The organism is Pseudomonas sp. 2835 (assembly GCF_050435905.1).
In the GTDB taxonomy this organism is placed as follows: Bacteria; Pseudomonadota; Gammaproteobacteria; order Pseudomonadales; family Pseudomonadaceae; genus Aquipseudomonas.
Window position 1 is genome coordinate 83,254 of sequence record NZ_JBNDLE010000006.1, and the last position, 22,242, is coordinate 105,495.

Here is a 22,242-nt window from a genome sequence, read left to right on the forward strand (position 1 = left end):
TCCGTGCTCAACCCTTGGTCCCACGCCCTTCCTGCCGCCATGGCCCTGGCCGCGCTGGCCAGCACCGTCCAGGCCCAGGAACAGGCCCTGAGCTTCAACCTGCCGGCCGCCTCCCTGGCCAGCACCGTCAATGCCATCGCCAGCCAGAGCGGGCGCATCGTGTCCCTGGACCCGGCATTGGTACAGGGCAAGCAGGCGCCGGCGATCGTCGGCCGGATGAGCGCCGTGCAGGCCATGCACAAGGCCCTGGCCGGCAGCGGCCTGCAGTTGCTGGTCACCGAACAGGGCAACTTCAGCGTGCTGCCGAGCATCGACGCCGGCAACGCCCTGGAGCTGGGCGCCACCAGCATCAGCAGCAGCGGTGTCGATGCGGCCACCACCGAGGGCAGCGGCTCCTACGCGGCACGGGCAACCACCATTGGCAAGGGCAGCCATACCCTGCGGGAAATCCCCCAGTCGGTCACGGTCATGACCCGCCAGCAGATGGACGACCAGAACATCGTCGACCTCAAGGACGCGGTCAACCAGACCACTGGCCTGGTCGGCCTGCAGGGCGTGGGCCCGGGCCTGATCATTTATTCGCGCGGCTTTCAGATCGACGACTGGCAGTACGACGGCGTGGCGATCCCGCGCAACACCTATTCGCTGGGCAACTGGGCGACCCAGGACCTGATCTTCTTCGACCGCATGGAAGTGCTGCGCGGCGCTTCCGGCCTGTTGCAAGGCACCGGCAGCCCGGGCGGCGCCGTTAACCTGGTGCGCAAGCGCGGCCAGGCTGCGCCGACCGTGACGGTCACCGGCAAGGCCGGCAGCTGGGACCACTACGGCCTGCAACTGGACGCCGGCGGCCCGTTGAACGATGCCGGCACCGTGCGCGGGCGCTTCGTCGCCGACGAGGACCAGAGTGATTCGTTCGTCGACTACGAATGGAGCAAGACCCATTCGCTGTACGGCGCGCTGGACTTCGACCTGAACGAGGCCACCACCCTGGGTTTCGCGGTCAGCCAGTCCAACGGTGAGTCGCGGCCAATGCTGCGCGGGTTGCCGCGCTATGCCGACGGCAGCGGCCTGGATGTGCCGCGTTCGACCTTTACCGGTTCACGCTGGAACCATTCGCAAATCGACGTCACCACCCTGTACGCCGACCTTGAGCACCGCTTCAACGACGACTGGAAATTCCACGTTGGTGCGATCCGCATGAGTGAAACCAACAAGTCGACCCACCAGCGGGTGCAGACCGTTGACGATGCCATCAACTTCGATGGCAGCGGTGTGAGCTATGCCGACTGGGTGACCGATTTCGACTCCACCAAGGTAGGTGTCGACATGAACCTGGTGGGCAAATTCAACGCCTTCAACCTCGAGCAGGAAATCACCCTGGGCGGCAACTACTCGAAGCTGACCACCGATGATCTGTTCGCACGCACGTTCAACGACAGCACTGACAACATCTTCGATATCGACCATCACCGCCCGGATATCAGCTACGACAGCTTGCTCGACAAGCCCAACGGCCGTGGTTTCAGCAGTGCCTATGACGTGCGCCAGAAAGGCCTGTATGGCGCCTGGCGGGTCAAGCTGGCCGAGCCGTTGACCCTGGTGCTGGGTTCGCGGGTCAGCTGGTTCGACTACAGCTATGACACGACCATGTATGCCGGTGTCACCCGCGCCCCTTCGGTCAGCCCGACCAGCACCATGACCGAAAGCGGTGAAGTTACCCCGTACATCGGTATGGTCTACGACCTGAGCCGCGAGTGGTCGCTGTACGCAAGCTACACCGACGTCTTCGTACCACAGACCGAACGCAGCGTCGGCGGCGCGCCGCTCAAGCCGATCATTGGCAGCAACTACGAAATGGGCATCAAGGGCGAACTGCTTGATGGCCGCGTCAATACCTCCCTGGCGGTGTTCCGCTACGACCAGGAAAACCGCGCGATCATCGACAAGGCCTCGGGCTTTGCCTGCGATGACTGGTACTGCTCCACCGCCGCCGGCAAGGTGCGCAGCCAGGGTATCGAGGCTGAAGTCAGCGGCGAAGTGCTCAGCGGCCTGCAGCTGTTTGCCGGCTACACCTACAACACCACCACCTACCTCGACGACCCGGACAACAAGGGCAAGGTGTTCAGCACCTGGACGCCCAAGCACATGTTGCGCATGTGGGGTAACTACCAGCTGCCGGGTGACTGGAGCAAGGTCAGCGCCGGCCTGGGCTTCACCGCGCAGTCGCATACCCTGGGCTACGAGCACACCTACGACGTGCCCGGCTACGCGGTGTGGAACGCGCGCCTGGCGTACCAGCTGAGCCCGGAAGTGGGCCTGGCGCTGAATGCCAACAACCTGTTCGACAAGCACTACTACATTGCGGCCTACAACCAGCTCAACGGCAACAACAACTTCGGCGACCCGCGCAACTTCACCTTCAGCGTGAAGTACACGCCGCAGTTCTAAGTTGTCAGCCAATCGCCGGCAATGCCGGCTCCCACAATGGGTCTGTGTGTTGCAGATTTGTGGGAGCTGGCTTTGCCAGCGCTCGTCATTCAGGCGCCAGCGGGCTTACGTCGAAAACCATTGACCACGATATACAACAACGGCCCCACCGAGACGAACACTGCCGTCAGCAACCAGTACGGCAGCACCGCCCGCCACGACCTGCCGCGCTGGCGCGCATCGCGGTACATCCACACGCACGCTAACGCCGCCAGCAGGTACAGGTCGATCACCACCTGGGCGGTGTCCGGCCGTGAGATCAACTCAAGGCCGAACTGCAGCAACGACTGTTCGGCGATGAGCATGGTGTACAGGGTGTAGGCACTGAAACCAAGCAAGGCGAGCAGTGCCAGCCAGGGCTTTTTCATAGGATGTCATCCTTGAGCATTGAAGGTGGAATGTACCGGCCTCATCGCTGGCAAGCCAGCGCCCACAGGCCCGGCATCCATCTCAAAGGCGGCGCAGAACCTGTGGGAGCGGGACTTGCCCGCGATCGGCCGCGAAGCGGTCGTAAAACCAGGCAACGCAGATAGCCGCAGTGACGCTACAACGGCCACTGCGCCAGCGGCCAGTACTGCCCCTTGCGTGATTCGAACAAGGTGAAGTGCCGCGCGCGCAGCACAAACTCTGCCGGCACCAGGGCTTCGGGCTCACTGCCGCGGTAGTCGCGGGCCAGTGTCAGGTGCGGGCGGTAATCCCGTGGGTCCTGGGCAAAGCCCAATGCCAGCATCGCCTGCTGCAGGGCATAGGCCAGCTGGCGCAACGCCGCAGGGGTCTGGCTGGGCACCAGCACCAGCGCCTTGGCCGGGCGCCACACCTGCAGCCGGTCGAGTACCAGGCTCAGCGGCTCACCCGCCACCTTCACCGCCCCAGCGGCAGCGAGTATTGCCGGTAACTGTGCAGTGCCGGCGGCACCGAGGAACATCAGGGTCAGGTGAAAATTCGCCGAGGGCACCGGCCGCCCGGTTTGCATATTCAGCTCACTGCGCCAGCGGGCAATGGCCCGGCGCTGCTCAGGTACGCAGTCGAGGGCAAAGAACAGCCGCTTGAAGGGTTCACCGGTATCACCAATGCCTGGGTCCATGCCGCGTCATCCTGTGTAGTTCAGCTCCAGTTGCTGACTCTACCGTTAGACACCTCACGGCGGCGAGCAACCTCTGCAAGTGCGGTCTATGCTCAGCCCTTTGCCCCAGGAGTTGAACGACAATGGATTGTTTTTCACCCAGCGATAAATTGTTCATGCATCAAGCCCTGAGCGAGGGCCGCCGCGCCCTGCCCGCCTGCCTGCCGAACCCGCCGGTGGGTTGCGTGCTGGTGCGCAATGGTCAGATCATTGCCCGCGGTTTCACCCAGCCCCCCGGCCAGCCCCACGCCGAAGCCATGGCCATGGCCCAGCTCGACGGCGATGCCGAGGGCGTCACGGCCTACGTGACCCTTGAGCCCTGTTCGTTTCATGGCCGCACCCCCTCCTGTGCCACGGCCTTGATCAGGCGCGGTATCCGGCGTGTGTATGTGGCCATGCTCGACCCCGATCCACGCAATGCCGGCGCCGGTATCGCCCTGCTCGAAGCGGCGGGTATCGAAGTGCTGGTCGGCTTGCTGCAAGCCCAGGCCGCCGGTGACCTTGGCCGCTATCTCAATCGCGCCGCCGATGCTGAATCGTTCACGCAAACGCTTGCGCCTAGCACTATGGTCGGGCACACAACCGGTAACATTTAGTACAAACCGTGGTCACGATTGTTTATGCTGGCGGGCTTATGCCATGGCGCATCGCCACATCGACAAGTATCCGCCCATGAAAATCTTCTTTGTTCTACTGTTTGTTTTCTCGATTGCCTACGTTCATTTGCGCGGCAAAGTCAGGCACAAGATCACCCGCCAGCTGGGTGATCACTCGAGCTTCCTGGCCCCGGTCAACGTTTTCCTGTACCTGTTCTCCAAGCTGCCGGCCAAGCCGTACCTGCCGGTCGAGTCGTTCCCCGAGCTCAAGCCGCTGCAGGACAACTGGCAGGAAATCCGCGCCGAAGCCCAGCAACTGCTGCACGTCGGCGAGATCAAGAGTTCGCAGAACTACGACGACGTCGGCTTCAACTCGTTCTTCAAGAGCGGCTGGAAGCGCTTCTACCTGAAGTGGTACGGCGAGAGTCATCCTTCGGCAATGAAACTCTGCCCGCGCACCACCGAACTGCTGCAAGGCATCGGCACGGTCAAGGCGGCGATGTTCGCCACCCTGCCGCCAGGTTCCAAGCTGGTGCGCCACCGCGACCCGTATGCCGGCTCGTACCGCTACCATCTGGGCCTGGACACACCCAACGACGACGGCTGCTACATCTGCGTCGATGGCCAGAACTACGCCTGGCGCGATGGTGAAGGGGTGATATTCGATGAGACCTACATCCACTACGCCTCCAACCAGACCGAGCACAACCGCATCATCCTGTTCTGCGACGTCGAGCGCCCGCTCAAGTACCGCTGGGCCACAGCGTTCAACCGCTGGTTCAGCAAGAATGTGATGGCAGCCGCAGCCGCGCCGAACGACGCCGGCGACAAGACCGGCGGCATCAACCGCCTGTTCACCCGCATCTACAAGGTCCGTGAGCGCGGCAAGGCCCTGAAAAAGCGCAACCGCACCCGTTACTACCTGGAGAAATGGGCAGTAGTGGCGGCGTTGGTGCTGGTGTTCATCTATATCTGATCCAGACCGCTATCGCCGGCAAGCCAGCTCCTAGCAGAAGCGGGCTTGCCAGCGATAGGTCCCCTCCCAAAGTCCTGCCTTTCCCCGACCATCGACCAACGGCGCCCCGCCGGCAAAAAAACTAGCTTCACTGTTCTAGTTGCCAACCACACCAAGGTGAAGACAATGAGCATGATGGACTGGGATGCCTACCGTAAACAGTTGATGGCGGGCATCGGCGATCTCAAGCAACTCTCTCCCGACACGGTCAATGGCTACATGACCGCCAGCGGCGCCGGGGCCAAGACCAACCACCTGGACGCCAAGACCCGCGAGCTGATCTCACTGGCCGTAGCCGTCACCACCCGTTGCGACGGCTGCATTGCCGTGCACTCGGCCCAGGCGGTCAAGCACGGCGCGACCCGCGAAGAAATCGCCGAAGCCCTGGGCGTGGCCGTAGCGATGAACGCCGGGGCGGCGCTGGTGTATTCGGCGCGGGCGCTGGATGCCGTGGGCAAGGCCGGGCAGTAACCCAACCGCAGGTGAGTGCGCGGCCAGTGCCGCGCCTCACCCACGTCCTGGCGTTTTCGCATAAGCTAGCGGGCGAACCGTTTTCAGGAACCCCCATGATCCACATCCGCCCCATGACCGCCGCTGACTTCGAGCTTTTCTGGCCGACCTTCCAGGCCATCGTCAGCGCTCGCGAAACCTATGCCTTCGACCCGGCCATGAGCCAGGAGCAAGCCCGCCAACTGTGGCTGGAAGCGCCGCTGCAGACCCTGGTGGCCGAAGAGGATGGCGTGCTGCTCGGTTCCTACTACCTGAAGGCCAATGCCGCCGGCCCCGGCAACCATGTCAGCAATTGCGGCTACATGGTCTGCGACGCCGCCCGTGGCCGCGGTGTAGCCCGCTTGATGTGCGAGCACTCGCAGCGCCTGGCGCGGGAGCTGGGCTTCCTGGCCATGCAGTTCAATTCGGTGGTGTCGAGCAACGAGGTGGCGGTGGCCTTGTGGCAAAAGCTCGGCTTTGCCATCGTCGGCCGTTTGCCCAACGCCTACCGGCATGCGCGCCTGGGGCTGGTGGACAGCCTGGTGATGTACAAGTGGCTTGAGGAACCGAAACAGCCGATGCTGATCGGGCGCAAGAATATCGAGGCGGTGGTGTCGCGCAAGCGCGGGCGTTGAATCGGTAACGACCGCGCTGGCCTCATCGCTGGCAAGCCAGCTCCCGCAGCTACTTCAGACACCCGATCGGGGGGGAGCCGGCTTGCCGGCGATGCTTTGAGGGCTTAGAAGGCGATACCCACCTTCACGCCGTACTCATCGCGCTTGAGCTTGGTGTTGTCGGCCACCGGCGAGTCGCCATCGAGCTTGTACTCGGTGCGGGTGTAGTACACCCCGGCCATGATTGGCACCGTGCCTTTCTGGTTCATCAAGAAATTCACTTCGGCGTACGGATTGGTGCGGTCTTTGAGGTCGACCGTGTCGCTGCCCAGGTCATCGACATCGAGCTTGGCACGACCGTCCAGGGTGTGCCGCGCGCCCAGTTCGACGCGCATGGTGACGTCGTCGAACTGGTGGTTATAACCCAGCGCCGCCTTGGCGAACGGGCCCTTGGCGGTCAGTTCCATATCGTAGTCGTTGGTGTCGGGCTCGTAGCGGGTCCAAGCGTAACCACCGCCGACGGTGAAGTCGACGAAGTTGCGCGCATCCAGCGCCGCGCGCCAGCCCAGGTCGAGGTCGGCCTGGCCTTCCTTGAGCTTGTCATCGTCCTTCTCGCCGTACTTGGCCTCGACACCGGCCTGGTAGATAAAGCCGGATTCGGCGGTCATCTTGTTGCCGAAGTTGTAGAACAGCCCGGCCTGGGGCATGTGCGAGGTGTCCGATTCGCTGCCGCCTTCGAGCTTGAACTTGTTGTAGCTGCCGCTCAGGCCGAAGGTCGAAATCGGCCCGGTGTCGGGCGCTGCGAAGGCGCTCAGGGGCGCGGCCAGCAGGGCCAGGGCACAGGTTTTACGCAGCAGGTTGAAGCCTTGGTTAGACATTCCGTTAATTCTCCATGTCTTGAACAGGTGCATGTAAGCCAAGCGACCTTTCGAGACCGGGGCGTTTGCAAAAGTTCGAACGGATTTACCGCCGAAGGCTCTGCAATGCGCCTTGCATCACAATTGAACTGATCTGCTCAATTGCCCAAGCCGTTGACTGCAAAGGTTTTCGGTGTTCAGATGCGCGCCAGTTTCAGGTGTCCTGCGCCGCCGTGCGCAGGGTGAAACGGGAAGCCGGTGCGTCATGCAAATGACCAGTCCGGCGCTGCCCCCGCAACGGTAAGCGAGCGAAGCCTTCGAAACACCACTGTGCCTTGGCATGGGAAGGTGAAGGCCTTCATGACCCTCGCAAGCCCGGAGACCGGCCTGAAGCTTCTGTTTGGCAACCCCGCGGTGGGCGGGCGCAGGCCGGTTGGCGTTCGCCTGCGCGTGCGCCATGCCTCCATGCGTTGTTCCCTCCGGGATTCATTCTTCCTGTTGACTGTGGAACGACATGTCCCGAATCTCCAAGCTTCATACCCTGGCGGCCAATGCCCTGGCCCCCTGCCTGGCCTTCTCTGCACCGGCTTTCGCCGTCGAGGGCAGCCCCTCTGCCCTGGCCCTGCCCTCGACGGCCATCACCAGCAGCAGCGACAACGAATCCGTCAGCCTGGCCACCCCGCTGCCCGCCGGCTCACGCCTGAACCTCAGCGCCATGGACACCCCGGCCAGCACCAGCAGCCTGGGCAGCGAGGCCATCGACGGGCGCAACAACCTCACCGTGCAGGACGCCGTGACCCGCTCGCCGGGCATCACTTCGGTGGCTACCCCGGGCAACGGCAACACGGCGCTGTCGGCCCGCGGCTTCACTGGCCACAGCTCGGTGATGACGCTGTTCGACGGCGCGCGGATGTACACCGGCGCCGGCACCCAGAGCTTCCCGGTCGACCCGTGGATGGTCGAGCGCATCGACGTAATTCGTGGCCCGGCCTCGGTGCTGTACGGCGAAGGCGCCACGGGCGCGGTGATCAACGTGATCCCGAAAAAGCCCTTTGCCGGCGAGATCCGCAATCACCTGCGCCTGGGCTACGGCTCGTACGACCGCCAGCAACTGGGCCTGGACAGCGGCGGTTCGCTGAGCGAGCGGCTGAGCTACCGGGTGACCCTCAACCGCCAGCAAAGCAATGGCTGGATCGACCGCGGCGATTCGAAAAACCTGGCCATGAGCGCCGCCCTGCGCTTTGACGCCAGCGACGACCTGAGCTTTACCCTGGCCCACGAGCGCGGCGACGCCGAGCCGATGAACTACTTTGGCACGCCACTGATCGACGGCCATTACCGCGACAGCCTGCGCAAGAAGAACTACAACCTCAAGGATTCGGCCCAGCACTACCACGACGAGTGGACCCGCTTTAACACCGACTGGAACATCAGCGACTCGATCAGCGCCAGCAACCAGCTGTACTACCTCAAAAGCCGCCGGCACTGGCGCAACGCCGAGGACTACACCTGGAACAGCGGCGTCGGCCAGCTGGAGCGCGGCAGTTACCTGGAAATCAAGCACGACCAGGAACAGCTCGGCGACCGCCAGAGCTTCACCTTCGACCACTCGCTGTTTGGCCTTGCCAGCAAGACCGTGGTCGGCGCCGAGTACAACCGCATCCGTTTCGGCATCGACAGCAACTCGCCGTACAACGACGTCGGCGGCGATTTCATCGACCCGTGGAACCCGGCGCCGGGGTATTTCCACAGTAAAGACCCGACGCGCCCGCAAACCGACAGCACCACCCGCACCTTCGCCCTGTTCGCCGAGAACCGCACCCAGCTGTCCGAGCGCTGGTCGCTGGTGACCGGCATCCGCCGCGACCAGAACCACATCGACCGCAATGACCTGGTTAGAGATACCCGCAGCGACCGCAGCCTCAATGGCGGCAACTGGCGCGCCGGGCTGGTGTTCGCCGTCAACGACGAGCTGAGTCTGTACGGCCAGTACTCCACCAGCGAGGACGGCGTCAGCGACCTGGTGACTCTCAGCCCGACCCAGCAGCAGTTCGACCTGACCGAGGCCAAGCAGACCGAGTTCGGCCTCAAGCAACTGTTCTGGGACGGCCGTGGCGAGTGGACACTGGCGGCCTATCACATCGTCAAGAAGAAGCTCTTGGTCGACAACCCCGACACTCACCAGAAGGAACAGGCCGGCCAGCAGACCTCCGATGGCCTGGAAGCGACCCTGGAACTGGCCCTGGCCAACCAGTGGCATGTCTCGGCCAACGCCTCGGTGGTGCGCGCCAAGTACGACGACTTCGACCAGGTGGTCAATGGCCAGACCGTTTCCCGCGCCGGCAACCGCCCCAGCAACGTGCCACGGCGTACCGCCAACCTGTGGGTCAGCAAGGGCTTTAGCCACAACGTGGATGCCGGCCTGGGCCTGCGTTATGTCGATGAGCGCTATGCCAACACCGCCAACTCCCAGAACGTGCCGGGCTTTACCGTGGTCGATGCCAACCTGGGCTGGCAGGTGCTGCCGGATGTGCGCCTGGGCTTGCAGTTGAACAACCTGCTGGACCGGCGCTATGCCGCCACCGCGCACAGTGGCGAGCAGTGGTTGATGGGTGAGCCGCGGTCGTATTTTGCGACGCTGGACTACACGTTCTGAGGTGAACCGGGGCTGCTGTGCAGCCCATCGCCGGCAACGCCGGCTCCCACAATGGGCCTGTGTACACCGGACCTGTGGGAGCTGGCCTTGCCAGCGCTCGCAACCCAGCCAACACCGGATGTGCTGCCTGCACCGGCCTCATCGCCGGCAAGGCCGGCTCCCACAATAGACTTGCATGTACCGGACCTGTGGGAGCAGGCCTTGCCTGCGATCGAGCGCGCAGCGCTCGTAACCCAGCCAACACCTGATGTGCTGCCTGCACCGGCCTCATCGCCGGCAAGGCCGGCTCACAATAGACTTGCATGTACCGGACCTGTGGGAGCAGGCCTTGCCTGCGATCGAGCGCGCAGCGCTCGCAACCCAGCCAACACCTGATGTGCTGCCTGCACCGGCCTCATCGCCGGCAAGGCCGGCTCTCACAATAGACCTGCATGAACCAAACCTGTGGGAGCAGGCCTTGCCTGCGATCGAGCGCGTAGCGCTCGCAACCCAGCCAACACCTGATGTGCTGCCTGCACCGGCCTCATCGCCGGCAAGGCCGGCTCTCACAATAGACTTGCATGTACCAGACCTGTGGGAGCAGGCCTTGCCTGCGATCGAGCGCGCAGCGCTCGCAACCCAGCCAACACCTGATGTGCTGCCTGCACCGGCCTCATCGCCGGCAAGGCCGGCTCCCACAATGGGCCTGTGTACACCGGACCTGTGGGAGCTGGCCTTGCCAGCGATGAGGCAGGCCCTGTCAACCTAGCTCAGGCAAGCTATAGCGTTCGGCAAAGTACTGGCGGAAAAACTCCACCGCCACCCGCACCTTGGCCGAGCTGGCCAAGGGCGAGGTGTACACCGCCCAGATGTCCGCTGGCTGGTGATACTCCGCCAGCACCTGCACCAGGCGCCCGTCGGCCAGGCTGTCGTGCACATCCCACCACGAGCGCAGCAAGATCCCCCGGCCATCCAGGCACCACTGGTGCGCCACTTCGCCGTGGTTGCTCGACAGGCTGCCGGTCACCCGTACGCTCTCCTCGCCACTGGGCCCTTCCAGCTGCCAGACGCCAAACGGGTGGTCGCGCTCCTTGATCACCAGGCAATCGTGGCTGGCCAGCTCGGCCAGTACCTTGGGCGTGCCGCGCCGGGCCAGGTAGGCCGGCGAGGCGCAGAGCACCCGGCGGTTTCGGGCCAGCGGCTTGGCAATCAGGTTGGGGGCGATGGCGTTACCGACGCGAATGTCCAGGTCGACGCCCTCTTCGATCAGGTCCACCAGGCGGTCGTGCACGTCCAGGCGTACATCCAGGCGCGGGTAGCGTTCGGCCAGTTCCGACAGCGCCGGGGCGACGAAACGCCGGCCCAGGCCCAGGCTGCTGGCAATCCGCAGCTGGCCCACCGGCTCGCGGTGCTGGGCGCTGATGTCGTCGCCCATGCGCTGCACCGCATCGAAAATCTGCTGCGCCCACTGGTACACCCGCTCGCCCTCCTCGCTCACCGTCACCCGCCGGGTGGTGCGGTGCAGCAGGCGCACTTCAAGGGTTTGCTCGAGCACGCGAATGCGCTTGCTGATGAACGCGGCCGACATGCCGAGCTCTTCGGCAACCGCCGCGAAGCTGGCGCGCTTGGCCACCTGAAGAAAGATATTGAGGTCGTCGAGGCTGGGAAAATTATTCACAATGCGTGCACTAAGAATCCATGAATCACGAGATTATCTCTGAATCCTGCCCTTATAGCATGAATCGCACCTGTTCCCTAGACAACGAGTGCGCCCCTCATGAGCAAGACTTTCAGAATCGCCGCGATCCCCGGTGACGGCATCGGCAACGAAGTACTCCCCGAAGGCATCCGCGTGGTCGAAGCCGCCGCGCGCAAGCATGGCCTGGACATCAGCTTCGAGTTCTTCGAATGGGCCAGCTGCGACTACTACCTGGCCCACGGCAAGATGATGCCGGACGACTGGTTCGAGCAGCTCAAGGATTTCGACGCCCTGTATTTCGGTGCAGTGGGCTGGCCCGACAAAGTCCCGGACCACATCTCGCTGTGGGGCTCGCTGCTGAAGTTTCGCCGCGACTTCGACCAGTACGTGAACATCCGCCCGGTACGCCTGTTCCCTGGCGTGCCCTGCCCGCTGGCCGGCCGTGAGCCGGGCGACATCGATTTCGTGGTGATCCGCGAGAACACCGAAGGCGAATACTCGTCCCTGGGCGGGCGCATGTTCGAAGGCACCGACAACGAGTTCGTGCTGCAGGAGTCGGTGTTCACCCGTCGCGGTGTCGACCGCATCCTCAAGTACGCCTTCGAGGTGGCGCAAACCCGCGAGCGCAAGCACGTGACCTCGGCGACCAAATCCAACGGCATGGCCGTGAGCATGCCCTACTGGGACGAGCGCACCGCAGCCATGGCTGCCAATTATCCGGACATCACCTGGGACAAGCAGCACATTGATATCCTCTGCGCCCGCTTCGTGCTGCAGCCGGATCGCTTCGACGTAGTGGTGGCCTCGAACCTGTTCGGCGACATCCTCTCCGACCTCGGCCCGGCCTGCGCCGGCACCATCGGCATCGCGCCATCGGCCAACCTCAACCCCGAGCGCAAATTCCCGTCGCTGTTCGAGCCGGTGCACGGTTCGGCCCCGGACATCTACGGCAAGAACATCGCCAACCCGATCGCGATGATCTGGTCGGGCGCACTGATGCTCGAGTTCCTGGGCAACGACGGCGCCGACCCGCGCTACCGCGCGGCCCACGACGACATCCTCAAGGCCATCGAGCAGGTCATCGCCGCCGGCGATACCACCCGCGACATGGGCGGGCAGAAGTCGACCCAGCAAGTCGGTGACGCCATCACCGCGCTGATCGAAGGTTGATGATGAGGGGCCGATTGTCAGAATTGTCTGACAAAACGGCCCCTTGGCTCTTGCGGGTGAAGCGGATTATCTGCAGAATCTGTTAACCAAAAGATTCACGTCAACCTATAGTTAACAGCCAAGCAGGGAGTGCTACCGCAACACCCCGGAATGCCTGCCGGGTATAGCTAAGAACGCCAACGTCCAGGAGACGATGATGTCGCACAAGAATAAAAAGATTGATGTGTTCCTGATTACCGTGAGTTTGATTGCCGTGCTGCTCACTGTCATCGGCCTTGCAGCCTTCCCGGGCGAAGCCGAAAGCGCGGCCAACCAGTTGTTCGAATTGTCGACCCGAACCTTCGGTACCAGTGTCCAGGTGCTGGTGTTCGGCAGCTCGCTGGCAGTGCTGTACCTGGCCTTCAGCAAGTACGGCAACATCCGCCTGGGCAGTGGCAAACCCGAATACGCCACCGCCACCTGGGTGTTCATGTTCATCTGCGCCGGCATGGGCTCCTCGACCCTGTACTGGGGCGTGATGGAATGGGCCTACTACTACCAGACCCCGGGCCTGAACATCGCCGCCGCTACGCCCAAGGCGCTCGAGTACAGCATCAGCTACTCGTTCTTCCACTGGGGCGTCAGCGCCTGGTCGATCTATGCCCTGGCCTCGCTGGCCATGGCCTATCACTTCCACGTACGCAAAAAGAGCGGCCTGAACCTGGCCTCGATCGTCGAAGCGGTAACCGGCTTCAAGGCCACCGGGCTGGTCGGGCGCAGCGTCGACCTGATCTTTTTGCTGACCATGATGGGCGCGCTGACCGTGTCGCTGGCACTCACCGCCTCGACCCTGACCCGCGGCCTGCATGACCTGGCCGGCACCCCGGACACCTTCACCGTGCAACTGCTGGTGATCGGTGCGGTGGCGGTGATGTTCTCGCTCAGCTCCTACATCGGTATCGATGGCGGCCTGCAGCGCCTGAGCAAAATGGTCTGCATCGGCGCCCTGGTGTTTGCCCTGGTGGTGCTGCTGGTCGGCCCGACCCAGTTCACCATCAACAACACCGCCAACTCGATTGGCCTGATGATTCAGAACTACGTGCACATGAGCCTGTTCACCGACCCGGCCGGCGACGGTGCCTTCACCCGCAACTGGACGGTGTTCTACTGGCTCTGGTGGGTGTCCTATGCGCCTGGCGTGGCCATGTTCGTGACCCGCGTGTCGCGCGGCCGGCAAATCAAGGAAGTGGTCATGGCCCTGCTGCTCGGTGGCAGCTTCGGTTGCTGGTTCTTCTTCGGCGCCCTGGAAAGCTACAGCATGCACCAGTTCATCACCGGCGCCGTCGACGTGCCGAAGATGCTCAGCGAACAAGGCGGCGAATCGGCGGTGACCCACCTGCTGCTGGCCTTGCCGTGGGGCCAGGTGTTCCTTGGCGTGTACCTGTTCATCATGGCGATCTTCTGCGCCTCGCACATGGACGCCGCCGCCTATGCCGTGGCCGCCACCAGCACCCGCAACCTGCGTGAAGGCGACGACCCGACGCCGACCCACCGCCTGTTCTGGTGCGTGGTGCTGACCCTGGTGCCGCTGGCCATGCTGTTCGCCAAAGCCTCGCTGTCGACCATGAAAACCGCCGTGGTGCTCACCGCCATCCCGTTCATGGTGATCCTGCTGGTGAAGATCTACGGCTTCTTCAAATGGATGATCGAAGACTACGGCCAGGTCCCGGCCTACCGCATTGAGGAAGAAGCGGCGCGCATGGCCGGTGAAGAACCGGCGCAAAAAGCCCCGCGCAGTGCTGCCGCCGTGCACTGATCACACACCTGTGGGAGCGGGCTTGCTGTGGGAGCGGGCTTGCCCCGCGATAGCGATCTGAGCCATTGCAGGCCTAATCGCGGCGCAAGCCCGCTCCTGCAACAGCAGCAAATTTTTTTGCCTGACTTGTTAACTGATAGATACGCGTTAACCAATAACTAAAAACCGTGCTTGTGAGACCCCGATCATGAATGACTTCAAACGCCTGCCCGCCGATTTCTGCGCCAACGCCGAAGAGGCGTTCACCATCCCAGCGAGCTTCTACACCCAGGCCGCAGTGTTCGAGCATGAGAAAGAAAACATCTTCGCCCGCAGCTGGATCTGCGTCGGCCACCGCAGTGAAGTGGCCGAGAACAACGCCTACATCACCCGTGAAGTGATCGGCGAAAGCATCATCGTCGTGCGCGGTCGCGACAGCATCCTGCGCGCCTTCTACAACGTCTGCCCGCACCGTGGCCACCAGTTGCTCAGCGGCAGCGGCAAGGCCAAGAACGTCATCACCTGCCCATACCACGCCTGGACCTTCAAGCTCGACGGCGACCTGGCCCACGCCCGCAACTGCGACAACGTGGTCAATTTCGACAAAGAAAACTCGACCCTGGTGCAGCTGCGCGTCGAAGAGTACGCAGGCTTCATCTTCATCAACATGGATATGCAAGCAGGCTCGGTCGAAGACCAGTTGCCCGGCCTGCAAGCGCGCATGCGTGAAGCCTGCGGCGTGATCGACGACCTGCACCTGGCCGCGCGCTTTGTCAGCGACACCCCGGCCAACTGGAAGTCGATCGTCGACAACTACCTCGAGTGCTACCACTGCGCCCCGGCCCACCCGGGCTTCTCCGACTCGGTCGACGTCGGCCAGTACAGCCACAGCATGCACGGCAACTGGACCCTGCAGTACGGCCTGGCGAAACCTTCGGAGCAGTCGTTCAAGTTCGACGAAAGCGTCAAGGACCCCTCCTTCGCCGGTTTCTGGGCCTGGCCGTGCACCATGTTCAACGTGCCGCCAGGCGCCAACTTCATGACCGTGATCTACGAGTTCCCGGTCGATGCCGAAACCACCCTGCAGCACTACGACATCTATTTCCTCAACAAGGACATCAGCGAAGAGCAGCAAAAGCTCATCGACTGGTACCGCGAAGTGTTCCGCCCCGAAGACCTGCGCCTGGTCGAGAGCGTGCAGAAAGGCCTCAAGTCCCGTGGCTACCGTGGCCAGGGCCGGATCATGGCCGACCGCGAGCGCAGCGGCATGAGCGAGCACGGCATTGCTCACTTCCACAACCTGATCGCCGTCGCCCACCTCAACGACTGATACCGCCCGCCGCAGGCCTGACCGCCTGCGGCGCGCTTCGGAGTGCCTTGCGTGAAACTCAATGACAACAAGCTGTTCCGCCAGCAAGCCTACATTGCCGGGCGCTGGTGCGATGCCGATGACGGGCGCAGCCTGAACGTGACCGACCCGGCCACCGGCGAGCTGCTCGGCAGCGTGCCGCTGATGGCTGGCAACGAAGCGCTGCGCGCCATCGAAGCCGCCGAAGCGGCCCTGGCCGACTGGCGCGGGCGCACCGCCAAGGAACGCGCCCAGGTGCTGCGCCGCTGGTTCGAACTGCTGCTCGAACACGAACAGGACCTGGCCCGGCTGATGACCTTCGAACAGGGCAAGCCGCTGCACGAAGCCCTGGGTGAAATCCGCTACGCCGCCTCCTTCGTCGAATGGTTCGCCGAAGAAGGCAAGCGCGTTTATGGCGACGTGATCCCCAGCCCGTCCAACGACAAACGCCTGCTGGTGATCAAGCAAGGCATCGGCGTGTGCACCGCCATCACCCCGTGGAACTTCCCGGCGGCGATGATCACCCGCAAGGTCGCCCCGGCCCTGGCCGCTGGCTGCACCATGGTGGTCAAGCCGGCCAACGAAACGCCGTTCTGCGCCCTGGCCCTGGCCGAGCTTGCCGAACGCGCCGGGGTGCCTGCCGGGGTGTTCAGCGTGGTCACCGGCGACGCCCCGGCGATTGGCGCGCAGTTCACCGGCCACCCGAGCGTGCGCAAACTGAGCTTCACCGGCTCCACGCCGATCGGCCGCCTGCTGATGGGCCAGTGCGCCGAAACCATCAAGAAAGTCAGCCTGGAGCTGGGCGGCAACGCGCCGTTCATTGTCTTCGCCGATGCCGACATCGACGCGGCGGTCGAAGGCGCCATCGTCGCCAAGTACCGCAACGCCGGGCAGACCTGCGTGTGCGTCAACCGCTTCTATGTGCACGACAGCGTGTATGAGCAGTTTGCCCAGCGCTTCGTCGAGCGCGTGCGCGCCCTGGAGGTTGGCCATGGCAGCACCGCCGGCAGCCAGATCGGCCCGCTGATCAGCGACAAGGCGGTGGCCAAGGTACGCAGCCTGATCGACGACGCACTGGGCAAAGGCGCCGAGCTGGTGCTCGGCGGCAAGGCCCATGCCTTGGGCGGTAACTTCTTCGAACCAACCGTACTGGCCAACATTGGCCCGGGCATGGAACTGCTCGAAGAAGAGATCTTCGGCCCGGTGGCGGCGCTGGTGCGCTTTAGCAGCGACGAGCAGGTCATTGCCCTGGCCAACGCCACCCAGTACGGCCTCGCCGCCTACTTCTACAGCCGCGATATCGCCCGGGTGTTCAAGGTCGCCGAGCAGCTGGAATACGGCATGGTCGGGGTCAACACCGGGCTGATCTCCAACGAGGTCGCGCCGTTCGGTGGCATCAAGCAATCGGGCCTGGGCCGTGAAGGCTCCAAGTACGGCATCGAAGATTATCTGGAAATCAAATACCTGTGCCTGGCGGTCTGAGCACAGGTTCTGACACGCGGCAGGGCCTGCCGCGTGCTGTTGCAGTCGAGGTGAAACATGGCCAACAAGTATGAAATGTTCAGCGTGCAGGTAACCGAAATCGAACAGGCAACACCGCTGATCAAACGCTTCACCCTGGCCCGCGAAGACGGCGCGCCGATGCCCGCCTTCACCGGCGGCAGCCACGTCATCGTGCAGATGCAGGGCGCCGATGGCAGCCAGTTCAGCAATGCCTACTCGCTGTTGAGCGACCCGCGCGACACCCGCAGCTACCAGATTGGCGTGCGCCTTGAAGAGCAATCCAAGGGCGGCTCGGCGTTCATGCACCAGCAGGTACAGGTCGGCAGCCGCCTGACCATCTCCTCGCCAAACAACCTGTTCGCCCTTGACCCCAGCGCCGGGCGTCATGTGCTGATTGCCGGCGGCATCGGCATCACCCCGTTCCTGGCCCAGTTGCATGAGCTTGAAGGCGGCGCCACCGATTACGAATTGCACTACGCCTTCCGCGCCCCGGAGCACGGTGCGTTCCAGCAGCAACTGGAAAGCGGCCCGCATGCTGGCAACACCCGTTTCTACATCGACAGCCTCGAGCGCAAACTCGACCTCACCGTGCTGTGCGCCGGCCTGGCCGAGGATGCTCACCTGTATGTATGCGGGCCCAAGCCGCTGATCGATGCAGTAATCGCCACCGCTGCCAAAGCTGGTGTTGCCGAGCAGCGCGTGCACTGGGAGCAGTTCGCCGCCGCTCCGGTGACCGGCGCCGCCTTCACCGTGGTGCTGGCCCAGTCAGGTATCGAACTGCAGGTCGAGGAAGGCATGACCATCCTCCAGGCCATCGAGAAGTCCAAGGCCGCCAAGGTCGAATGTCTGTGCCGCGAAGGCGTGTGCGGCACCTGCGAGACGGCGATCCTTGAAGGCGAGGCCGAGCACTTTGACCAGTACCTGAGCGATGACGAAAAGGCCGCGCAGCAGAGCATGATGCTGTGTGTGTCGCGGGCGCGGACGGCACGCTTGGTGCTGGATCTGTAGGCATCAAGCTCCAAGTTTCAAGCCTCAAGCTGCAAGACAGGTACGCTCAGGCGCCTCTTGCAGCTCGAAGCTTGAAGCTTGAAGCTGCCCCACAGGTATACTGGCAGGCTCTTGGCTCCCGATCAGGACACCCTGCCGATGATGGAAAACAGTTTCGCCTTTCGCCTCAAGGAACTGCTCGAGCATCACAAGCTGACGTTGCAAGCCGTCGGCACGGCCCTGGGGATCTCGCGCACGGCGGTGCACAAGTGGACCCGCGGCGGCGAAATCGACTACGACAACTTGCGCAAGCTGGCCGATTTTCTCAAGGTCAACTGGATCTGGCTGCGCTACGGCGAAGAAGCCTTGCAGAACATCCAGCAGCCACAAGTGGTCGAGCTGCCGATGACCGACCTGCGCCGGCGCTACACCGCCCAGATCATGGAAAGCGAAACGCGCATGAAGCTGGCCCAGGAAGGTGCGCGCATCGTCACCTGGGAATGGAACCTGATCAGCGACGAAGTCACCTACTCGCCTAACGTCGAGCAGGTCTACGGCTGGCCGGTGCATCGCAACGAAGACTTCTGGGCCCACCTGCCGGCCGAAGACGTCGAGCACATGCAGGCCATGTACGCCCAGGCGGTGGCCGACGGCAGTGGCTGCGAATGCGATTTTCGCATCACCCGCCCCGACGGCGAGGTGCGCTGGATTGCCTCCCGGGCCACCGTGCTGCGCGACAGTGCCGGGCGTTCGGTGAAGATGGTCGGCATCAGCATGGACAACACCGAGCGCAAGGTCGCCGAAGAAGAACTGCGCAACAGCGAAGAGCGCTTCCGGGCGATCTTCGAACTGGCCTGGGGCGCCCTCGCCTACATCGACCCGGACGGCACCTGGCAGCGGGTCAACAACAGCCTCTGCGAGCTGCTCGGCTACCGCGCCGAAGAACTCTACGGCATGACCTTCCAGCAGATCACCCACCCCGATGACCTGGCCGCCAACCTGCAGCTGTTGCAGGCCATGCTCGCGGGCCAGAGCGAGCGCTACGAGGTGGAAAAACGCGTGCGCCACAAAAACGGCGAGTACCTCTGGGTGCGCGCGCGCACCTCGCTGCAGCGCCGTCAGGACGGTGCGCCGGAGCACTTGATCAGCGTGTTCGAAGACATCAGCGCCGAGCGCTGCGAGCACCAGCGCCTGCAGGCGCATATCGCCGGGCTCGAAGCACGGTTGACAGAAAAACCCTAAGCCCACTGATCGCTAATCGGGAGCGCCAAGGATGCTGCCAGGTTCCACTTCCACTTCTGCCCGGGTCGCGCGCCTGCGCGGCAGGGTCGGCTTGTATTTTGTCGCCGCACTGTCGGTGCTGGCCGGCATGACCGACGCCATCGGCTTCATGGCCACCGGCGATTTCGTCTCGTTCATGAGCGGCAACACCACGCGCCTGGCGGTATCGCTGGGTGCCGGAGAGCTGGCGCCGATCCTGCGCATTGGCGCTGTGCTGCTGGCCTTTGTCGTCGGCAATGCCCTGGGCGTGGTGATCGCGCGCCTGAGCGGCCGCCGCCCGTGCCCGCTGCTGCTGATCATCGCTGCGCTGCTGGGGTTGGCGGCGTTGCTGCCCAGCACCCTGCAACTGCCGGCACTGGTGGCGGCCGTCACCGCCATGGGCATGATCAACGCCGTGGTCGAGGAAGTGAACGGCCTGCCAATCGGCCTGACCTATGTTACCGGCGCGCTCTCGCGCTTTGGCCGTGGCCTTGGCCGGGCGCTGCTGGGTGAGCGCCGGCAAGGCTGGCGGGTGCAGTTGATTCCCTGGACCGGGATGTTTGTCGGCGCCGTGCTCGGGGTGCTGCTGGAGCAGGCCTTCGACCTGGCCGCCTTGCTGTTCAGCGCCCTGCTGGCCGCCGCGCTGGGCGTGATCTCGCTGAAGATCCCGCGGCGCTGGCAGCTCAGGTACATGCCGCGCTAGGCAGTTTTACAGGCAGGTAGCGAGGGCCGCCATGCGCCGCAGGGCGACGTTGTCGTTGTGCTTGGCGTAGTAACTGACCGCAGTGTTGGCGCCCTGGGCCTTGATGTCGGCAAACGACTCCGCCTCACGGGTGTAGACGGTAAAGCCGCCCTGCCTGGCAGGCTCGAGGTAGCCGCTGGCATCGACCCCGAAGACGTCCTCGTCCTGCCAGCCGAACTGGATGCACTGGGCAACCACATCCGCCGCCTTGGTCGAAGTGAAGGCCTTGGTCGGCGCCTGGCCGCGCGCCGCCTCCATGGCCGAAGACGCACACCCGGCCAACAACGCTGCAGCGACCATCGCCATTACTACCCGCATGACTCATCCTCGTCAGAAAAAAGACGTGACTGTAGCATTGCCCGGGCGTCAAAGAGACAACCCGCGTGCATAAAGCCCCGGTTTCATCTGCCAAGGAAGCGCATCATCAGAACCCTCGCCTGTCTGCTGCTCAGCAGCACCCTCGCCCTCTCTGCCTGCGGCTCGATCATGGGTCGGGGCTCGGGCTACTACTCCGAGCGCCCCTCCGATGGCGCCTTCATGGGCAGCCGCTCGAATGTGGCGATGCTCTTTGCCCCGACCTACCTGCAGTACTGCTGGCCAACGTTGGTGTGCCCGGCGGCCTTTATCGTTTCGCTGCCGGTGGATGTGACCCTGGACGTGGTGCTGCTGCCTTACGACATTGCCCGGCGCTGAGGCCGGGCAACCTCACAGGGTGGCGACAATAAAGGTGCGTTTGAACGGGAACAGCGTGCGGCCGTCTTCCTCCTGCGGGTAGTGCGCGTGCAAGAGCTTGAGGTACTTGTCGAGAAAGGCCTGGCGTTCGACGTCGTCCAGGGCAGTGAGCACCGGGCGCAGGGCCGAAACCTTGACCCAGTCGAAGATCGGCGAGTTGCCCTCGACCACCTGCAGGTGCTCGGTTTCCCAGATATCCAGCTCGCGGGTCAGCGGCGCCAGCAAGCGGTAGTAGCTGTCCAGCGTCAGCACATTGCGCGAGGCCATGAACTTGCGCAGTTCCAGGGTCCCCAATGGCCGGCCGCTGGGCCCAGGCTCGCTGAGCGCGCGCAGCATCAACTGGTACCAGGGGGCATCGCGCCAGTTGGGCATGTGCGCGGCCAGGCAGCCGCCCTCTTGCAACTGCCCGAGCAGGCGCGGCAAGAGGCTTTCGTGGTCTTCGATAAAGTGCAGCACGGCGGCGGCGAACAACAGGTTGGCCGGCTTTTGCGCCTGCCACTGGCTGACATCGACATGCAGCCAGTTGACGCTGATCGGCAGTGCCAGGGCCTCCTGGAGCATCTCGACCGAACTGTCGACGCCGAACAGCTCGGCCCGCGGCCAGCGCTCGGCGAGCAGGCGCGTGGCGATGCCGGTGCCGCAGCCCAGGTCATAGATGCATTCGGGGGAGTCCAGGTGCAGGTGGTCGAGCAATTCCAGCACCGGGCGTTCGCGCAGGCGGGCAAACTGCAGGTAGCTTTTCGGGTCCCAGGCGCTGTTGGCGCTGGGTGCGGTGGTGCGTTTACGCTGTTCGAGCATGACGGTGGTCCTCTAGCTCCGTGCGATCAATCCTGTCGTCCAATGACATTCAATACTCTGAGTACCAGGGCAAGCCCTCGACGGGTGTGCGGGTCTCGTAGCAGCAACAGCAGGCCATACAGGCTGGGGGTGGGTTCGTTGCGGGTTTGCGCCGAGGCCATGCGCAGGGCATTGCCCAGGTTCCAGCTCAGGGCCGTGGCCTCCTCGAACAGCCCCGAGAGTTTCTCGACCATGGCCGCGTCGAGCAGGTCAACCAGGTCGGCGCTCAGTGACAGCAGGTCGACGACGTTGTCCAGGCGGCCGCTGTCGAGCAGCGGTTTCAGTTTGCGCATCAGGGCGTCCAGGCCCGGGTTGGTGCTCAGTACGGCGGGTGAATCGATAGCATCCATGACACTCGGCTCCTCCCGTTATCG

The 22,242-nt window shown here is 63.7% G+C and carries 21 protein-coding genes and 1 riboswitch; of the genes, 14 read left to right on the forward strand and 7 right to left on the reverse strand.

Annotated elements, in window-relative coordinates:
* The first annotated feature begins 3 nt into the window (after window positions 1-3).
* Window positions 4-2,448 (forward strand): TonB-dependent siderophore receptor, encoded by a 2,445-nt coding sequence (locus tag ABIE20_RS10545; protein ID WP_429504976.1) that lies wholly within the window; start codon window positions 4-6, stop codon window positions 2,446-2,448.
* 89 nt (window positions 2,449-2,537) lie between these two features.
* On the opposite strand, the gene ABIE20_RS10550 is transcribed toward ABIE20_RS10545, so the two are convergent.
* The gene (locus ABIE20_RS10550; protein WP_429504977.1) at window positions 2,538-2,855 is read right to left on the reverse strand and encodes a DUF2834 domain-containing protein; all 318 of its coding nucleotides are present in this window, start codon (window positions 2,853-2,855) and stop codon (window positions 2,538-2,540) included.
* A gap of 176 nt (window positions 2,856-3,031) precedes the next feature.
* A complete protein-coding gene (gene thpR, locus ABIE20_RS10555) occupies window positions 3,032-3,571 on the reverse strand; it encodes an RNA 2',3'-cyclic phosphodiesterase (RefSeq protein WP_429504978.1) in 540 nt (179 codons plus the stop codon).
* A gap of 122 nt (window positions 3,572-3,693) precedes the next feature.
* Between thpR and ribD the strand changes: the two genes are divergently transcribed.
* The 4 genes from ribD (at window position 3,694) to ABIE20_RS10575 (ending at window position 6,345) form a co-directional block, all read left to right on the forward strand.
* On the forward strand, window positions 3,694-4,206 hold the full coding sequence (gene ribD / locus ABIE20_RS10560; RefSeq protein WP_429504980.1) for a bifunctional diaminohydroxyphosphoribosylaminopyrimidine deaminase/5-amino-6-(5-phosphoribosylamino)uracil reductase RibD: 513 nt from the start codon (window positions 3,694-3,696) through the stop codon (window positions 4,204-4,206).
* A 76-nt stretch (window positions 4,207-4,282) separates the two neighbouring features.
* Window positions 4,283-5,182: a lipid A hydroxylase LpxO gene (gene lpxO / locus ABIE20_RS10565; RefSeq protein ID WP_429504982.1), complete on the forward strand. Its 900-nt coding sequence runs from the start codon at window positions 4,283-4,285 to the stop codon at window positions 5,180-5,182.
* A gap of 165 nt (window positions 5,183-5,347) precedes the next feature.
* Window positions 5,348-5,692: a carboxymuconolactone decarboxylase family protein gene (locus tag ABIE20_RS10570; RefSeq protein WP_429504984.1), complete on the forward strand. Its 345-nt coding sequence runs from the start codon at window positions 5,348-5,350 to the stop codon at window positions 5,690-5,692.
* A 95-nt stretch (window positions 5,693-5,787) separates the two neighbouring features.
* On the forward strand, window positions 5,788-6,345 hold the full coding sequence (locus ABIE20_RS10575) for an N-acetyltransferase family protein (RefSeq protein WP_429504986.1): 558 nt from the start codon (window positions 5,788-5,790) through the stop codon (window positions 6,343-6,345).
* Window positions 6,346-6,449: 104 nt separating this feature from the next.
* Here ABIE20_RS10575 and ABIE20_RS10580 read toward each other — a convergent pair whose 3' ends face one another.
* The gene (locus tag ABIE20_RS10580; RefSeq protein ID WP_429504988.1) at window positions 6,450-7,202 is read right to left on the reverse strand and encodes an outer membrane beta-barrel protein; all 753 of its coding nucleotides are present in this window, start codon (window positions 7,200-7,202) and stop codon (window positions 6,450-6,452) included.
* Window positions 7,203-7,380: 178 nt separating this feature from the next.
* A riboswitch (cobalamin riboswitch) is annotated at window positions 7,381-7,586 on the forward strand.
* 109 nt (window positions 7,587-7,695) lie between these two features.
* On the opposite strand from ABIE20_RS10580, the gene ABIE20_RS10585 reads away from it, so the two are divergent.
* Complete coding sequence (locus ABIE20_RS10585) at window positions 7,696-9,837, forward strand: TonB-dependent receptor (protein ID WP_429504990.1); 2,142 nt, start codon at window positions 7,696-7,698, stop codon at window positions 9,835-9,837.
* A gap of 739 nt (window positions 9,838-10,576) precedes the next feature.
* Here ABIE20_RS10585 and ABIE20_RS10590 read toward each other — a convergent pair.
* Window positions 10,577-11,494: a LysR substrate-binding domain-containing protein gene (locus ABIE20_RS10590; RefSeq protein ID WP_429504991.1), complete on the reverse strand. Its 918-nt coding sequence runs from the start codon at window positions 11,492-11,494 to the stop codon at window positions 10,577-10,579.
* A 99-nt stretch (window positions 11,495-11,593) separates the two neighbouring features.
* On the opposite strand from ABIE20_RS10590, the gene ABIE20_RS10595 reads away from it, so the two are divergent.
* The 7 genes from ABIE20_RS10595 (at window position 11,594) to ABIE20_RS10625 (ending at window position 20,260) form a co-directional block, all read left to right on the forward strand.
* Entirely contained in the window at window positions 11,594-12,685 is a 1,092-nt protein-coding gene (locus ABIE20_RS10595; RefSeq protein ID WP_429504993.1) for a tartrate dehydrogenase, read from the forward strand.
* Between the two features lie 196 nt (window positions 12,686-12,881).
* On the forward strand, window positions 12,882-14,480 hold the full coding sequence (locus ABIE20_RS10600) for a BCCT family transporter (RefSeq protein ID WP_429504995.1): 1,599 nt from the start codon (window positions 12,882-12,884) through the stop codon (window positions 14,478-14,480).
* A 187-nt stretch (window positions 14,481-14,667) separates the two neighbouring features.
* Complete coding sequence (locus ABIE20_RS10605; protein WP_045201252.1) at window positions 14,668-15,789, forward strand: aromatic ring-hydroxylating oxygenase subunit alpha; 1,122 nt, start codon at window positions 14,668-14,670, stop codon at window positions 15,787-15,789.
* 51 nt (window positions 15,790-15,840) lie between these two features.
* Window positions 15,841-17,289, forward strand: a complete 1,449-nt coding sequence (locus tag ABIE20_RS10610; RefSeq protein ID WP_429504998.1) for an NAD-dependent succinate-semialdehyde dehydrogenase — start codon at window positions 15,841-15,843, stop codon at window positions 17,287-17,289.
* Window positions 17,290-17,346: 57 nt separating this feature from the next.
* The gene (locus ABIE20_RS10615) at window positions 17,347-18,318 is read left to right on the forward strand and encodes a PDR/VanB family oxidoreductase (RefSeq protein ID WP_429505000.1); all 972 of its coding nucleotides are present in this window, start codon (window positions 17,347-17,349) and stop codon (window positions 18,316-18,318) included.
* Window positions 18,319-18,456: 138 nt separating this feature from the next.
* Window positions 18,457-19,539 carry a PAS domain-containing protein gene (locus tag ABIE20_RS10620; RefSeq protein WP_429505001.1) on the forward strand — a complete coding sequence of 361 codons (1,083 nt, stop codon included), beginning with the start codon at window positions 18,457-18,459 and terminating at the stop codon, window positions 19,537-19,539.
* Between the two features lie 31 nt (window positions 19,540-19,570).
* Window positions 19,571-20,260, forward strand: a complete 690-nt coding sequence (locus ABIE20_RS10625; RefSeq protein WP_429505003.1) for a YoaK family protein — start codon at window positions 19,571-19,573, stop codon at window positions 20,258-20,260.
* A gap of 6 nt (window positions 20,261-20,266) precedes the next feature.
* Here ABIE20_RS10625 and ABIE20_RS10630 read toward each other — a convergent pair whose 3' ends face one another.
* Entirely contained in the window at window positions 20,267-20,617 is a 351-nt protein-coding gene (locus ABIE20_RS10630; RefSeq protein ID WP_429505005.1) for a hypothetical protein, read from the reverse strand.
* 168 nt (window positions 20,618-20,785) lie between these two features.
* On the opposite strand from ABIE20_RS10630, the gene ABIE20_RS10635 reads away from it, so the two are divergent.
* Window positions 20,786-20,992 carry a YceK/YidQ family lipoprotein gene (locus tag ABIE20_RS10635; RefSeq protein ID WP_052676556.1) on the forward strand — a complete coding sequence of 69 codons (207 nt, stop codon included), beginning with the start codon at window positions 20,786-20,788 and terminating at the stop codon, window positions 20,990-20,992.
* A 12-nt stretch (window positions 20,993-21,004) separates the two neighbouring features.
* Here ABIE20_RS10635 and ABIE20_RS10640 read toward each other — a convergent pair whose 3' ends face one another.
* The gene (locus ABIE20_RS10640) at window positions 21,005-21,829 is read right to left on the reverse strand and encodes a methyltransferase domain-containing protein (protein WP_429505008.1); all 825 of its coding nucleotides are present in this window, start codon (window positions 21,827-21,829) and stop codon (window positions 21,005-21,007) included.
* Window positions 21,830-21,855: 26 nt separating this feature from the next.
* Window positions 21,856-22,218: a DUF1641 domain-containing protein gene (locus tag ABIE20_RS10645; RefSeq protein WP_429505010.1), complete on the reverse strand. Its 363-nt coding sequence runs from the start codon at window positions 22,216-22,218 to the stop codon at window positions 21,856-21,858.
* Window positions 22,219-22,242: the final 24 nt, after the last annotated feature.